12 protein-coding genes are annotated in these 14,648 nt (G+C 70.0%); 10 read left to right on the top strand and 2 right to left on the bottom strand.

Going from position 1 to position 14,648, the window contains the following annotated elements; genetic code table 11:
* Positions 1–56: 56 nt before the first annotated feature.
* On the bottom strand, positions 57–1,139 hold the full coding sequence (locus tag N1027_RS20065; RefSeq protein ID WP_308199762.1) for a GNAT family acetyltransferase: 1,083 nt from the start codon (positions 1,137–1,139) through the stop codon (positions 57–59).
* Positions 1,140–1,234: 95 nt separating this feature from the next.
* Here N1027_RS20065 and N1027_RS01520 point away from each other — a divergent pair, with 95 nt between their 5' ends.
* The 5 genes from N1027_RS01520 (at position 1,235) to N1027_RS01500 (ending at position 7,675) form a co-directional block, all read left to right on the top strand.
* The gene (locus N1027_RS01520) at positions 1,235–1,696 is read left to right on the top strand and encodes a GNAT family N-acetyltransferase (protein ID WP_259504373.1); all 462 of its coding nucleotides are present in this window, start codon (positions 1,235–1,237) and stop codon (positions 1,694–1,696) included.
* 47 nt (positions 1,697–1,743) lie between these two features.
* Positions 1,744–4,674, top strand: coding sequence for a DNA polymerase III subunit gamma and tau (locus N1027_RS01515; RefSeq protein ID WP_259504371.1), 2,931 nt, complete (start codon positions 1,744–1,746; stop codon positions 4,672–4,674).
* Between the two features lie 11 nt (positions 4,675–4,685).
* A complete protein-coding gene (recR, locus tag N1027_RS01510) occupies positions 4,686–5,285 on the top strand; it encodes a recombination mediator RecR (protein ID WP_259504369.1) in 600 nt (199 codons plus the stop codon).
* An 87-nt stretch (positions 5,286–5,372) separates the two neighbouring features.
* Positions 5,373–5,684 carry a hypothetical protein gene (locus N1027_RS01505; protein WP_259504359.1) on the top strand — a complete coding sequence of 104 codons (312 nt, stop codon included), beginning with the start codon at positions 5,373–5,375 and terminating at the stop codon, positions 5,682–5,684.
* A complete protein-coding gene (locus N1027_RS01500) occupies positions 5,681–7,675 on the top strand; it encodes a bifunctional 3'-5' exonuclease/DNA polymerase (RefSeq protein WP_259504358.1) in 1,995 nt (664 codons plus the stop codon). The genes N1027_RS01505 and N1027_RS01500 overlap by 4 nt, the downstream gene beginning before the upstream one ends.
* 131 nt (positions 7,676–7,806) lie before the next feature.
* Here N1027_RS01500 and N1027_RS01495 read toward each other — a convergent pair whose 3' ends face one another.
* Positions 7,807–8,010 (bottom strand): hypothetical protein, encoded by a 204-nt coding sequence (locus N1027_RS01495; protein WP_259504349.1) that lies wholly within the window; start codon positions 8,008–8,010, stop codon positions 7,807–7,809.
* Between the two features lie 204 nt (positions 8,011–8,214).
* On the opposite strand from N1027_RS01495, the gene N1027_RS01490 reads away from it, so the two are divergent.
* The 5 genes from N1027_RS01490 (at position 8,215) to N1027_RS01470 (ending at position 14,639) form a co-directional block, all read left to right on the top strand.
* Entirely contained in the window at positions 8,215–9,522 is a 1,308-nt protein-coding gene (locus N1027_RS01490; RefSeq protein ID WP_259504342.1) for an aspartate kinase, read from the top strand.
* 151 nt (positions 9,523–9,673) lie between these two features.
* On the top strand, positions 9,674–10,738 hold the full coding sequence (locus N1027_RS01485) for an aspartate-semialdehyde dehydrogenase (RefSeq protein WP_259504340.1): 1,065 nt from the start codon (positions 9,674–9,676) through the stop codon (positions 10,736–10,738).
* A gap of 117 nt (positions 10,739–10,855) precedes the next feature.
* Positions 10,856–11,566, top strand: a complete 711-nt coding sequence (locus N1027_RS01480; RefSeq protein ID WP_259504338.1) for an SGNH/GDSL hydrolase family protein — start codon at positions 10,856–10,858, stop codon at positions 11,564–11,566.
* Positions 11,567–11,615: 49 nt separating this feature from the next.
* Positions 11,616–12,173 carry a DUF1801 domain-containing protein gene (locus N1027_RS01475; RefSeq protein WP_259504335.1) on the top strand — a complete coding sequence of 186 codons (558 nt, stop codon included), beginning with the start codon at positions 11,616–11,618 and terminating at the stop codon, positions 12,171–12,173.
* A gap of 9 nt (positions 12,174–12,182) precedes the next feature.
* Positions 12,183–14,639: a putative bifunctional diguanylate cyclase/phosphodiesterase gene (locus N1027_RS01470; RefSeq protein WP_259504333.1), complete on the top strand. Its 2,457-nt coding sequence runs from the start codon at positions 12,183–12,185 to the stop codon at positions 14,637–14,639.
* The last annotated feature ends 9 nt before the right edge of the window (positions 14,640–14,648 follow it).

Here is a 14,648-nt window from a genome sequence, read left to right as displayed (position 1 = left end):
GACCGACCCCAAATAGGGCGTCGGTCTCACTCATTTGCATAAAAACTAGCAACGCCTCAGGAATCGGCGATGAGGCGCTTGCCGAAGCTCACCGCACCGTCGCGGGCGTACCCGAGCGCGCGGTAGAACTCCATCACGGGCTCGTTGCCCTCGCGGATCTGCAGGTTCACCTTCGGGCAGCCCAACGCCTCGAGCCGCTGTTCGACCTCGGCCATGAGGGCGCGCCCGAGTCCGTGGCCCCGCGCGGATGGATCGACGGCGAGGTAGTTGACCCACCCGCGGTGGCCGTCGTAGCCCGCCATGACGGCGCCTCGGAGCCCGGAGTCTGTCTCGGCCACCAAGAACAGCTCGGGCTGGGTGGTGAGCTTCCGGGCGATGTCTTTGCGTGGGTCGTTCCACGGGCGGGTCAGCTCGGAGGCCTGCCAGAGCGCCACGACGGCGTCGGTATCGGAGGCGTGGAACGGGCGGATGCGTACCTCGCCGTGCTCGCCGCGGGGTGGGCGTGCTGCTGCGGAGGCGTCGGAGGGCGGGGGTTGCGGGGAGATGTCGCCGGCGAGCATCCGGTCGATCGCATCCGTCATCATGCGCTTCTGCAGGGCAGGGGAGTACGTCTCAGGATCGAGGGTGCTCAGCGTGTTCGCGCCATCGGCCAGCGAGATGAGCGCGAGGGCTTCGAGCGTGGCTCGGTCGGCGCCCCACGTCGGGCGGCAGGCCTGCACGAGGCGGGTGACGCGGGCGATCAGGCGGCGGTTTCCGGTGACATGACGGTCGGCGAGGGTGGGGTCGGCGAGGGCGGCGGCGAGGAAGCTGATCCAGACGCGTGCTTCGTCGACGCTTCGCTCGTCGAGCGACATCGCATCGAGCATCACGGCCCGGAGCGCGTCAGCGGGGGAGCTGGAGGTGGCCTCGGCCTCGGCCCGGTCGAGCTGCTCGCCGGTGCGGCTGTGCAGCAGGTCGCGGGCGTGCAGCAGTAACGCCTCCTTGGTGGGGAAGGCGTGCATCACGAGCCCGGTCGTGCAGCCGGCGCGATCGGCGACGGCGCGGATGGTGAGGCCTGGGAGCCCGCGTTCGGTGAGCACCGACCAGGTGGCCTCAGACAGGCGCTGCTGCTGGTCGGCAAGATTGCGGGGGCGGCTCATCCTTCTCCTGCCTTCGGGTGTCGTGGGAGTGCGGGCGTTTGCATGGTCAGCATAACAAGCGTTACGGTAATGCTTGTTACGACAGGAGGATCACCGTGACCCGCGCTTTCTCGATCTCCCGCGAGCCCTTCGACGGCCCCGATTCGGTAGCCCTCCGCCAGGAGCAGCGCGACGAACTCGATGCTCGCTACGGCCGCGACGACCACGAGCCCGGAGACCCGCCCACGGCTGATTCGGTGCCCGTCTTCCTCGTGGCGCGCAACGAGGCGGGTGTGGCGATCGGATGCGGCGGACTGCGACCGCTCGCCGGTGGCGGGGCCGAGATCAAGCGGATGTACGTGGTGCCGTCGGCGCGCGGAACCGGGGTTTCGACGGCCATCCTCCGCGCGATCGAGGACGAAGCGCGGGCCCTCGGGGTCGAGCGCCTGCTGCTGGAGACGGGCACCGCGCAGCCCGACGCCATCCGCTTCTACGAGCGGGAAGGGTACGTTCGCGTGCCGAACTTCGGGGTGTACGAGGGGTCGGAGATCTCCGTCTGCTACGCGCGCACCCTGTGAGAGGCCGCATCGGCCGCAGTGTCGGTGGCCGCGGGTAGTCTTACTGGGTGGTCACCGCCCTGTATCGCCGTTACCGGCCAGAGAACTTCGCCGAGATGATCGGTCAGTCGCAGGTGACCGATCCGTTGATGACGGCGCTGCGCACGAACCGGGTCAATCACGCCTATCTGTTCAGTGGTCCGCGCGGCTGTGGCAAGACGACATCCGCCCGCATCCTGGCCCGCTGCCTGAACTGTGCGGAGGGGCCGACCGACAAGCCGTGCGGCGTCTGCCCGAGCTGCGTCGAGCTGAGTCGCGACGGCATGGGGTCGCTCGATGTGGTCGAGATCGACGCGGCGAGCCACGGTGGTGTGGATGACGCGCGCGACCTGCGCGAGCGGGCCGTCTTCGCCCCGGCGCGCGACCGCTACAAGATCTTCATCATCGACGAGGCGCACATGGTGACCTCGGGCGGCTTCAACGCGCTGCTCAAGATCGTCGAAGAGCCGCCGGAGCACATCAAGTTCATCTTCGCCACGACCGAGCCCGACAAAGTGATCGGCACGATCCGGTCGCGCACGCATCACTACCCGTTCCGCCTCATCCCGCCGGCGCAGCTGCTCGAATACGTGCAGCAGCTCTGCGAGACCGAGGGCGTGGAGGTGGCGCCGGGTGTGCTGCCCCTCGTGGTGCGGGCGGGCGGGGGGTCGGCGCGCGACACGCTGTCGCTGCTCGACCAGTTGATCGCGGGCTCAGAGAACAACCGCGTGGAATACGAGCGGGCCGTCGCTCTGCTCGGCTACACCCATGGTGCACTGCTGTCCGAGGTCATCGACGCGATCGGAGCCCACGACGGCGCGGCCTCGTTCGAGGCCGTCGATCGCGTCATCCAGACGGGGCAAGACCCGCGCCGTTTCGTCGAAGACCTGCTCGAGCGTCTGCGCGACATCATCATCGTGTCGGCCACGCGGGAGTCGGCGTCGTCGGTGCTCCGCGGGGTTCCGGCCGAAGAGATCGAGGGGATGCGTCGCCAGGCCGCGATGTTCGGTCACGCCGAGCTGTCGCGCGTCGCCGACATCGTGAACGATGCCCTCACCGAGATGACGGGCGCGACCTCGCCGCGGCTTCACCTCGAGTTGATGATCGCGCGCACGCTGGTGCCGGCATCCGACGACACCGAGCGCGGGGCGCTCGTGCGCGTCGAGCGGCTCGAGCGGCGTATCGGTGTCGACGGGCCGGATGCTGCGGTGGGCGGCGCGGTCGCGAGCCGGGCTCCGGCGGTCGCCGAGACGCGCAGCCCGGCCTCGAGCGGCGGGTCGGGGGGTTCTGCGGTTCCGGCCGCGGCGTCGGCGCAGCCCGTTTCGTCGTCGAGCGGTTCGGCGGGTTCTTCGTCGTCCGGTTCGGCCCCCGAGGCAGGCTCCGCTCAGCCCGCCTCGGGCTCGTCCGCGCCGCCTGTGGCGGCTACTTCGGCACCGTCTGCGTCGGGCCCGTCCGCATCGGGCTCATCCGGATCAGGCTCGTCCGTGTCGGGCTCTTCCGGATCGGCTGCCGCGTCGGCCTCCACTTCCTCTGCGAGGCCCGGCGCCGCCACGTCTGCCGGGTCGGGCGGTTCGTCGCCCGCGCCCGCCGCATCGTCGTCGTCGCCCGGGACTTCAGCGTCGTCCCCCGCAGCGAGCACGCCGGTGCAGGCCGCGGCCGGTGAGGTGACGTTGCAACAGCTGAAGGATTCGTGGCCCGAAATCCTCGAAGCCGTGCAGAAGGCCAAGATGACGGCCTGGCTCGTGGTGTTCACCGCACAGGTGCGTGCTCTTGACGGCGATGTGCTGACTCTGGCGTTCCCGAGCGAGAACGATGTGGCGAGCTTCAAGGAGCGTTCGGCACCCGGGCAGGGCGTGAGCGAATACCTGCGGCAAGCCATCGTCGACGTGCTGGGCCTGCGGGTGAAGTACATCGCCCGCGTCGATTCGTCGCTGCGCCCTGAGGTGGCGGCACCGGATGCGGCCACACCGTCGGCCGCCGCCCCGGATGCGTCGTCTCCGCCGGCCGGTGCCCCGGATGCGTCGTCTCCGTCGGCCACCGGCCCGGCTGCGCCTGCTTCCGCCGCCCCGGCATCCGCCACCGCTCCTGGCGGTGCGGGCACCGACGGCTGGGCGCCTTCGGCCCCGTCGGCGGAATCCTCCCCGGCTCCCACCTGGTCGACCCCCGGTGTCTCCAACCCCGGTGCGTCCGTCGCGCCACCCGCTTCGGCGCCTTCCGTGCCCTCCACGGCTCAGGCCAGGCCCAGCGCGGGATCATCCGCTTCCGCCAAGGGGGCGAGCTCGGGGCGGCCGCAAGGCGCTCGCGGAGCTGCTTCGGCGCCGACGACCTCGTGGGACGTCGTGGCCATCCCCACCTCCTCCGACGAGGAGCCCCCACCCTTCGACGAACCGCTTCCGAGCGACGAGCCCGATCTCCCGCCCGAGAGCGCCGAGTACGGCGCCGGTGCGCCGGCGGCCACGAGCGGTGCCACACCCACCGGCTCGGCTGCCGCACCGGCGCCCGCGAGCGTGAACTCCCCGGCGACCGCGGGCGGCACGGGCACCGGGCCTTCCGCCGTCGCTGACACGGACGCTTCCGGCTCCTCCGGCAGCGGCGCATCCGCATCCGGCTCCTCCGGCAGCGGCGCATCCGCTTCCGCCGACGCCCGCACTCCGTCGGGCGGCGACCCGGCGGGCCGCCCCGCGGGCACCCGCCCGTCCGAGCGGGCGGCGCGACCGTCCGGCGCTCCCGACCCTGCGGCACGACCCGGCGCCCTCCGCTTCGAGGCCGCGCCCGACGAGGCTGCCGACGCCGCATCCGCGGCTCCGGCATCACCCTCCCGCGCTCCCACTTCACCCCCGCGCCCGCCCGCATCCACCTCCACACCGGGTGGTCGCGCCCGCTACGGCGAGGCCGTGGTGCGCGAGATCCTCGGCGCCAACTTCATCGAAGAACAGCCCCTCCCGGGCAGAGAAGGCTGACGGCCACCCGCATGTATGAAGGAATCGTCCAAGAACTCATCGACGAACTCGGCCGCCTCCCCGGCATCGGCCCGAAGTCGGCGCAGCGCATCGCGTTCCACATCGTGCAGACCGAGTCGTTCGACGTGTCGCGGCTGGCCGAGATCCTCACCGACGTGCGCGAGAAGGTGCACTTCTGCACCGTCTGCGGCAACGTCTCCGAGCAGGAGACCTGCTCGATCTGCCGCGACCCGCGCCGTGCGCAGAACCTCATCTGCGTCGTCGAGGAGGCCAAAGACGTCGTGGCCATCGAGCGCACCCGCGAGTTCCGCGGCCTCTATCACGTGCTCGGTGGCGCGATCAGCCCGATCGACGGCATCGGACCCGACAACCTCCGCATCCGCGAACTCATGCTGCGCCTCGCCGACGGCACGGTCACCGAGGTGATCATCGCCACCGACCCCAACCTCGAGGGTGAGGCCACGGCAACCTACCTGTCCCGCCTGCTCACCACGCTCGAGATTCGGGTCACTCGCCTCGCGTCGGGGCTGCCGGTGGGCGGCGACCTCGAATACGCCGACGAGGTCACCCTCGGCCGCGCCTTCGAAGGGCGCCGGCTCGTCGAGAGCTGACGTGCGCCGGGCCCTGTTCTGCGCGCTCTGCGTCCGGACGCGCACCTCGATCGCCGAGCGCGATCGTGGGGCCATCGGATGCCGCTCGTGAACCTCCACGCGACGGCCCACGCCCGCGCCGGAGCCGGCACCTGCTCCGGCCACCGGTCGCTCGTGAATCTCCACGCGACGGCCCGCCCAGGCGCCGAAGCCGGCACCCGCGGCGGCCGCCGGCCGCTCGTGAACTTCCACGCGATGGCCCGCGCCGGCGCCGAAGCCGACACCCGCGCCGGCCGCCTGCCGCTCGTCAATCTCCACGCGACGGCCCGCCCAGGCGCCGGCGCCGGCGCCGTCCGCGCGAACCGCACGGTGGCCGTCGAGCCTCGTGCTGATGCTCCGGCATCCGGATGCCGCGGATGACCCCCTTCGTCATCGTCGCCCCGGCGGGTGCCGGCCGTGTGCGCCTCCTCCGAACCGGTGACGACGGCTTACCGTTCACCGGGCCCGACGGCTCGGGGCTGTTCGGAGCCGCCGCGGCCGTCACCGTCGAGGGCAGCGACCTCGCGCGCACGGTCGCGGTACTCGAGCAGGCGCATCCGCGGTGGGTATGGGACGACACCTCGCGCTGGTACCCGTCGTTGCTCGCGGCCGGTGTGCGCGTCGAGCGCTGTGTCGACCTGCGGTTGTCCCACGCGATCCTGCGTCACTCCACGCTCACGCAGGACTCCGAGCTCGCGATGTCGCTCCCGGGGGTATTCACCTCGGTCGCGCAGGTCGGAGTGCCGGCGCCTGCCTCGGCGGCATCGATCCACACCCCCGCGCCGCACTCCACACTCTTCGACGACCTCGACGACCTCGACGAGCTCGCCCCTTCCTCATCCGCGGGTTTTGGCGCTACCGACCCCCGTCATTCCGACCGAATCCCGCGGGTGAACGGCACCGGCGGCACCGGCGACACCGACGGCCCCGAACTCGACGCCGTGACCGACGAAACCCCGGAGCTCGCCGGACGCGACCACAGCACCGAAGACCCGGAGCCCGACACCCTCGAGATCGCCGAGTTCCGCCGACAGCGCGATGCGATCCGCACCGCGACCGACCCGAGTCGCATCGCCCTGCTCGTCGCGGCCGAATCGGCGGGCAGCCTCGTGGCTGCGGAGATGCAGCACGCGGGCCTGCCGTGGAGCGCCGCACTGCACGACGACCTGCTCACCCGGTTGCTCGGCCCTCGCCCACCGGCCCCCGGCATCCGTCCGGCCCGGCTCGAGGAGCTGCTCGCGAGCATCCGCACCCTCCTCGACGACCCGACGGTCAACCCCGACTCGCCCGCCGAGCTCGTGAAGTCGCTCCGCCGCGCGGGCCTCAACGTATCGAGCACCCGCTCGTGGGAACTCAAGAACGTCGACCACCCCGCCATCCCCCCGCTGCTCGAATACAAGAAGCTCGCGCGGCTCCTCACGGCGAACGGCTGGAACTGGGTCGACACCTGGGTGCGCGAAGGTCGATTCCATCCGAACTACATCCCCGGCGGAGTCGTCACCGGCCGGTGGGCTTCCGAGGGCGGGGGAGCGCTGCAGCTGCCGAAGCAGGTGCGCAGTGCTGTGGTGGCCGACCCGGGCTGGAAGCTCGTGGTGGCCGACGCCGCCCAGCTCGAACCGCGCATCCTCGCCGCACTTGCCGGCGACCGCGCCATGGCCGCCGCCGGCCGCGATCGCGACCTCTACGACGGCATCGTGGCCTCCGGCGCCGTCGACACCCGAGCCCACGCGAAGGTCGGGATGCTCGGCGCGATGTACGGCGGAACCACGGGCGAGAGCGGTCGCATGCTCCCACGCCTCGCCCGGGCCTATCCGGCGGCCATCAAGTTCGTCGAAGACGCCGCCCGGGTCGGCGAGGCCGGTGCCGTTGTCACCACCCGCCTCGGCCGCACGTCACCGCGACCGAGCGACGCCTGGCAAGACGTGCAAGACGAGGCCGGGGCCGACAACGCCACCGAAGCCGCCCGCTCCCGCGCCCGGTCGGCGGCCCGCAGTTGGGGTCGCTTCACCCGCAACTTCGTGGTGCAGGGCACGGCGGCCGAGTGGGCGCTGTGTTGGATCAGCGCCATCCGTCGCCGCCTCTGGCTCCTGGATGCGTCAACCCTCGCGCCGACCGCGCGCGGTGGCGCCGCCCCCACCGCCCCCACCACCCCCACCGCTCCCGCCACAGACCTCCGCCTCGAGCAGCGCCCACACCTCGCCTTCTTCCTGCACGACGAGGTGATGGTGCACACCCCCGCGCACCTCGCCGAGGCCGTGGCCGAGGAGCTCCGCGACGCCGCCCGGGAGGCCGGCCGCCTCATCTTCGGCGACGCCCCCGTGCAGTTCCCGGTCACGGTCGCGATCGTCGACAGCTACGACCAGGCCAAGTAGCCGCGCGCCGCCGTTTCGGGAGGAGCAGACGGCAACGACCCCTTCAGAGAGGCTTCGTTGCACGCAGCTCCTCCCGAAACGGCGGCAACGCGGGCACCAGGCCGGGCACGAGCGGCGTCGAGCGAGACCCCTCAGGCCGCGAGCGTGTCGCTGAGCTCGTCGAACAGCGTCGCCCCGGCCTCGGGCGTGATGGTGCCGGCGTCGACGCCCGTCACGATGTTGAAGTACTCGAGTCTCCGGGTGGCGACGACAGCCGTCACGGGCCGCACGGCGGTGTCGAAGGCGATGTCGGCTCGCAGCCGCGCCTTCAGGGCCTTCTTGGTCCAGTTGGTCACCCGGCGACGCTATTCGGAGCGAGTGAATGACGTGTGAACGGATGCTGCGAAACGGCCAGGAAGCGGCCACGAAGCGGCCCGGCGCCCTCGGGTGGTCACGCAGGATCCGTGCATCCGGCGCGCGATATAGTGGGCAGTCGGGTTTCCGAAGCCCATTCCCTACCAAGTACAGTGCAACCAGCGCAGCGCCAGCAGGAGTCCTACGTGAGCTTGATCGTGCAGAAGTACGGCGGATCCTCCGTCGCCGACGCAGAGAGCATCAAGCGGGTGGCGAAGCGCATCGTCGAGACGCGCAAGGCCGGCAACGAGGTCGTGGTCGCCGTGTCCGCCATGGGCGACACCACCGATGAACTGCTCGATCTCGCGCACGAGGTGGCCCCCATCCCGGCCCCCCGCGAGATGGACATGCTGCTCTCCGCCGGCGAGCGCATCTCGATGGCGCTGCTCGCGATGGCCATCGAGAGCCTCGGTCACGACGCCCGCTCCTTCACCGGGAGCCAGGCCGGCATGATCACGGATGCGCGCCACGGCGCCGCCCGCATCGTCGACGTCACCCCGGTGCGGCTGCGCGAGGCGCTCGACGAGGGCGCGATCGTGATCGTCGCCGGGTTCCAGGGCTTCAACCGCGACACCAAAGACATCACCACCCTCGGTCGCGGCGGCTCCGACACCACGGCCGTCGCCCTCGCAGCAGCGCTCGACGCCGACATCTGCGAGATCTACACGGATGTCGACGGCATCTTCACCGCCGACCCCCGGGTCGTGCCGAAGGCATCCAAGATCGATCGCATCACCAGCGAAGAGATGCTCGAGCTCGCGGCCAACGGTGCGAAGGTGTTGTACATCCGTGCCGTCGAGTACGCGCGACGGCACGGCGTCACCCTCCACGTGCGCTCGAGCTTCAACAACAACGAGGGCACGATCGTCTACAACCCGACCGACGACGAGACCGCCGGCCACAACGAATCCATCGAGAGCGGAAGTGAGGGTGCTGTGGAAGAGCCCATGATCGCGGGGGTCGCCACCGACCTCTCCGAGGCCAAGATCACCGTCGTCGGCGTTCCCGACATCCCGGGCAAGGCGGCGCAGATCTTCACGATCGTGGCCAAGACCGGCGCGAACATCGACATGATCGTGCAGAACGTGTCCGCGGCCAGCACCGGCCTCACCGACATCTCGTTCACCCTGCCGAAGAGCGAGGGCCAGGGTGTCCTGACGGCTCTTCGCGCCGAGCAGGATGAGGTCGGCTTCCTGGGCCTGCAGTACGACGACCAGATCGGCAAGCTCGCCCTCGTCGGCGCCGGCATGCGCACCAACGCCGGGGTCTCGGCCAAGCTGTTCACGGCCTTGTTCGAGGCCGGGATCAACATCGAGATGATCTCCACGAGCGAGATCCGGATCTCGGTGGTCACCCGCGCCGACACCATCAACGACGCGCTGCGCGTGGTGCACACAGCCTTCGGCCTCGACTCCGACGAAGAGGCCGTCGTGCACGCCGGCACCGGTCGCTGACCCCACCACACGCCCTCCACAATCCCTCCACACGCTCTCCACCCCCCGTCACCTCCTCACCACCCGCCAAAATCCGCCCTAAAATCTCAGCCAAAGGGCGAATATTGGCGGCTCGCGAGGAGTTGTGAATCGTATGAACGAAGGAAACACCGTGAGCAAGGCACTCAACGTCGGCGTCGTAGGCGCAACCGGCCAGGTCGGCAAGGTCATGCGCCGCCTCCTCGAGGAGCGCGACTTCCCCATCGCGAGCATCCGCTTCTTCGCCACCGCCCGCTCCGCCGGCACGGTGCTGCCCTTCAAGGGTGAGGACATCGTGGTCGAAGACGTCGAGACCGCCGACCCGAGCGGCCTCGACATCGCCCTGTTCTCGGCCGGTGCCACCGGCAGTCGCGCCCAGGCCCCGCGCTTCGCAGCGGCCGGTGTGCTGGTGATCGACAACTCCAGCGCCTGGCGTATGGACCCGGATGTTCCCCTCGTCGTCTCCGAGGTCAACCCGCATGCGATCGCGGATGCACGCAAGGGCATCATCGCGAACCCGAACTGCACCACGATGGCGGCCATGCCCGTGCTGAAGGTGCTGCACGCCGAGGCCGGCCTCGAGCGCCTCATCGTCAACACCTACCAGGCGGTCTCCGGCTCCGGTCTCGCCGGCGCCGAGGAGCTCGCGAGCCAGACCCGCGCCGCCATCGAGCAGCCCGGTCTCCTCGACCTGGTGCACGACGGCCGCGCGGTCGAGTTCCCCGCGCCGGTGAAGTACGTGCGCCCTATCGCCTTCGACGTCATCCCGCTCGCCGGGTCGATCGTCGACGACGGCGAAGGCGAGACCGACGAAGAGAAGAAGCTCCGCAACGAGAGCCGCAAGATCCTCGAACTCCCCGAGCTGCTCGTGGCCGGCACCTGCGTTCGCGTGCCCGTCTTCACCGGCCACTCGCTCGCCATCAACGCCGAGTTCGCCAACGACATCACGCCCGAACGGGCCAAGGAGCTTCTGGCGTCGGCGCCCGGTGTGGAGCTGTCGGATGTTCCCACGCCGCTCCAGGCCGCCGGTAACGACCCGAGCTACGTGGGCCGCATCCGTCAAGACCAGTCGGTGCCCGGCAAGCGCGGTCTCGCGCTCTTCATCAGCAACGACAACCTCCGCAAGGGTGCCGCGTTGAACGCGGTGCAGATCGCCGAGCTCATCGCGGCCGACGCGTCGGTTCCCGTGACGGTCTAGCGCCGGACTTCTCCAAGCCAAACGGCAACCGCCTCCGTATTCGGGGGCGGTTGCCGTTTCCTTTGGAAGTCCACTGCATCTGGCAATCCGGGGCCGGGGTGGTGCCGAATAGAGGGTATGCACGCCCCGACCCGCCGCATCGCCGCTTTCAGCGCGGCTGTTTTCGGATGCGCGGCCCTGATCGGCACGATGGTCGGTCTGTCGGCGGTGGCCACGACCACGTCGGAGACTGCTCAGGGCCCGATCGACCCCGACGCGCCCGTCGCCGCGTTCTACGGCGACTCCTACACGCTCGGCACCGGTGCCTCCCACCCGTCGAAACGCTGGTCGACCTTGATCTCCGTCGAGCGCGGATGGACGGAGTTCAACCCGAGCGTCAACGGCCTCGGCTTCGTGAACAATCGCGCGAGCACTCCGCCCGACTACCTCGAGAGCGACGCGATCCCCACGATCGTGGCCGAGAGGCCCGATCTCGTGTTCGTGACGATGGGACTGAACGACAACTTCTCGATGCCCGTGCGCGACGAGGCGATCGAGAACGCCATCCGTATCGACTTGCGCACCCTCCGCGCGGAGTTGCCATCGGCCCGCATCATCGTGGTGGAGCCGTTCTGGTACAGCGACGAGCGGCCCGATTCGGTGCGGTGGATCATCGACCGTGTGCAGGAGAACGCCGCCGTCATCGACGCCGATTACCTCCCGGGTGCCTCGCGCTGGATCGAGGGGCACCCCGAATGGATGGCCGCCGACGGCTTGCACCCGAACGACGATGGGTACGCCGAGATCGCGCGCCGCATGGACGCCGCCCTCGACCGGCTGGGCCTCTGAGCCCGAACTGCTCAGAGACGCACGCCCGGCACGGCGTTACCCTGGTCGCATGACCCCGCAGCCCACCCCCGCGCCCGCCCCGCAGCCCAGCCCGGCGCCCACCCCGCAGTCCAGCCCCGCGCCCGCCCCGCACCCCAGCTCGTCCACCCCGCCCACCGCCGTGCCGCCCGAGTTCGCCGACTACGTCTCGGCGCTCGCCCCCGATCGCGCCGCCCTCATCGGCCAGGTCGTGGCGCTCGTCGAGAGCGCCCTGCCGGCCGGCTACGAGCGGGCGATCGAGTACGGGATGCCCGCCTGGGTGATTCCGCTGGCCGACTACCCGCAGACCTACAACGGGCATCCGCTCGCCGTGGTCGCCCTGGCCGCCCAGAAGAACTACACCTCCCTTTACCTCAACTGCGTGCAGCTCGGTGAGGCGGGTGAGAGTTCCTTCCGCGACGCGTGGGCGGGCACGGGCAAGAAGCTCGACATGGGCAAGAGTTGCGTGCGCTTCCGTCGTTACGACGATCTCGCCGCCGAGGTCATCGCGGAGGCGATCCGGGCCGCTTCGCCCGAGGTCGTGATCGCCGCACACGAGAGAGCCCGGAAAACGCCGATCAGCGGATAAACTCACGGCATGTCAGAGCAGCCTGAGACCCGCACGGCTGCCTCCGCCGTGGTCTCCTACCTGCTCGTCGTGGTCGCGGTGGCGACCGCAGCCGCCGGGGTGGTCGCGGGCTTGTCATCGCCCCCGATGAGTTGGATCACCTGCCTCGTGTTCCTCTTGAGCGTCGGCGTCACCGCGGTCTACCAGATGCCGATCGGCCGAGTCACCGGCCTGCCTCCGTTCGGTGTCGCCGGCGCTCTGCTGGTGGTGGGCACGACGGGTCCGAATCCGGTGCTCGAGGTGGGCCTCTGGTCGATCGCCTACTTCATCTCGCGGGTGGTCACCACGCGAGCGCTGTGGATGGCGGCGCAGTGGACAGGGGTCGCCGCCATCGGCGGCATCGGGTTCGTCGCCTTGTCGCGCTTGCTGATCGGCCTGGGCTGGTGGGCCCCGCTCGCACTGGTGCTGAGCGTGCTCGCCTACATGCTCATCGTGCTCGGCCTCGAGTTCCTGCGCGAACGCGGCCGCTGGAGCATCGAGCACACCTTCGGCCTCTCGGCCCTCAGCCCCTGGCGTCTGCTGGGCGTGCTGGCCATGTGCTCCGGGGTGGCGATCGCCGTCTACGTCTCCTCGACGGGCCTGCTCGGAGTGGTCGACGGCTCGGCAGACGAACTGCGTCTCGCGCGCGAGACCATCCCCTTGCTCGTGGTCGCTCTGCTGTTCTACGGCGCGGCGAAGCGCCGGCAGACCCGCGACAGCGAACGACGGTTGAGCGGAGTGGTGGATGCCGCGCGGGCCCTGCCCTGGGATGTGCAGCAAGACCCGAAGGAGACGATGGTCGAGTTCGCCCGTCGGGCGATCGACGCCGCGGAGTTCGACGTGCGCCGCCGCCCGCCCGGCCGCAACGAGATCGGCGCTCGTTTCTCGCCGATCAACGCCACCGACCCGCAGCTCACGCCGGAGTCGATGGCGCCCGACGACGAGGTCACCGAGGAGCATCAGGAAGACGCCGTCGAACCCACCGAATATCTGGTGGCGAGCCGCAAGAACGGTGGTGCGCCGTTCACTCCCGACGATGAGCTGGCCCTGGATGCGATCGGCCACATCGCCTCCGAGACCGCCCGGGTGCGCGGCGCCTACGACACCCTGCTCGACCGCGTCGACCGCGATTCGCTCACCGGGCTGCCGAACTACAACGCCTTCCAGCGATCGCTGTCGCGGTTGAATGAAGACCGCAGTTACGCATCCGGAATCGCGGTGCTCTTCATCGACCTCGACCAGTTCAAGCGCTTGAACGACACCGAGGGCCACCACATCGGCGACGAAGTGCTCTCCACCGTGGCGACCCGCCTCCGCGCCAGCGTGCGCCCGCACGACTTCGTGGCCCGGGTCGGCGGCGACGAGTTCGTGGTGGTGCTCACGAAGCTGCAGTCGCTCGCCGAGGCGAAGGCGGTGGCCGACCACATCGTGGCGAACATCGGTGCGCCCGCCATGCTGGGCGGCCGGGAGTACCGCCCCCTGGTGAGCGTGGGCCTCGCCTATTCGGGGCACCAGGAGACCGATCCGCAGTCGATCGTGGTCGACGCCGATCACTCGATGCTCGCCATCAAGAAGTCCCGCCGGCAGGGCGGTCCGTCGTTCGAGTCGAGCATCGGCATCTCGCCGCACCGTTCGAGCCGCATCAACGAGATCGTGGCGAAGGCGATCGACGACGGCACCCTGAACGTGGTCTACCAGCCCATCGTGAACACGCTCGAAGACAAGATCTGGGCGTTTGAGTCGCTCGTGCGTTACACGCATCCGGAGCTCGGCCGCATCTCCACCTCCTCCCTCATCGAGAAGGCGAAGGGTCTCGGCCGCATGGACCTGCTCACGAAGCAGGTGATCGAGGCCTCGCTCAAGGCGGCGCGGGAGTTCCGCAAGATCGTGCCGGGCATCTCGGTGATGACCATCAACCTCGAGGTCGAGCAGATCCGCGACGAGCATGTCGGCGCCTTTCTCAAAGACATCGTGCCGCGGTATCCGGATGTCTCGCTCTGCCTCGAGCTCAACGAGCGTTCCACGAAAGACATCGACGACGACCTGCGGGCGCAGGCGGAGCATTTCCGGCAGCTCGGCATGCTGATCGCGCTCGACGACTACGGGTCGGAGGCGTCGAGCGTCGGCGCTCTGGTGCGCATCCCGATGGACATCCTGAAGATCGACCGTTCGCTCGTCGACAACCTCGACGACACCCGCCAGCGCGAGGTGGTGCGTGCGCTGCAGGGCTTCGGCGACGCGTTCGACTACTCCACTGTGGTGGAGGGGATCGAGACCCAGGATGCGGTCGACGTGCTGGTGGGCATCGGCGTGCGTCACGCGCAAGGCTTCTTCTACGGCCGGCCCGTGCCCTTCGCGCAGACCATGTCGCGGCTGAAGGCCTACGGCCCCGCGGGCACCGTCACCCGGGCGACGCCGGTCACGGGTTCGGGGATACGCGTCGGGTGAGCGGGTCCC

The organism is Herbiconiux aconitum (genome assembly GCF_024979235.1).
Classification (GTDB): domain Bacteria; phylum Actinomycetota; class Actinomycetes; order Actinomycetales; family Microbacteriaceae; genus Herbiconiux; species Herbiconiux aconitum.
This window is presented reverse-complemented; position numbering and strand designations above follow the sequence as displayed.

Coding starts and splice junctions, on each gene's coding strand:
- N1027_RS20065 (WP_308199762.1), bottom strand. CDS start 1,139: ATGAGCCGCCCCCGCAATCTTGCCGACCAGCAGCAGCGCCTGTCTGAG.
- recR (WP_259504369.1), top strand. CDS start 4,686: ATGTATGAAGGAATCGTCCAAGAACTCATCGACGAACTCGGCCGCCTC.
- N1027_RS01470 (WP_259504333.1), top strand. CDS start 12,183: ATGTCAGAGCAGCCTGAGACCCGCACGGCTGCCTCCGCCGTGGTCTCC.
- N1027_RS01500 (WP_259504358.1), top strand. CDS start 5,681: ATGACCCCCTTCGTCATCGTCGCCCCGGCGGGTGCCGGCCGTGTGCGC.
- N1027_RS01480 (WP_259504338.1), top strand. CDS start 10,856: ATGCACGCCCCGACCCGCCGCATCGCCGCTTTCAGCGCGGCTGTTTTC.
- N1027_RS01475 (WP_259504335.1), top strand. CDS start 11,616: ATGACCCCGCAGCCCACCCCCGCGCCCGCCCCGCAGCCCAGCCCGGCG.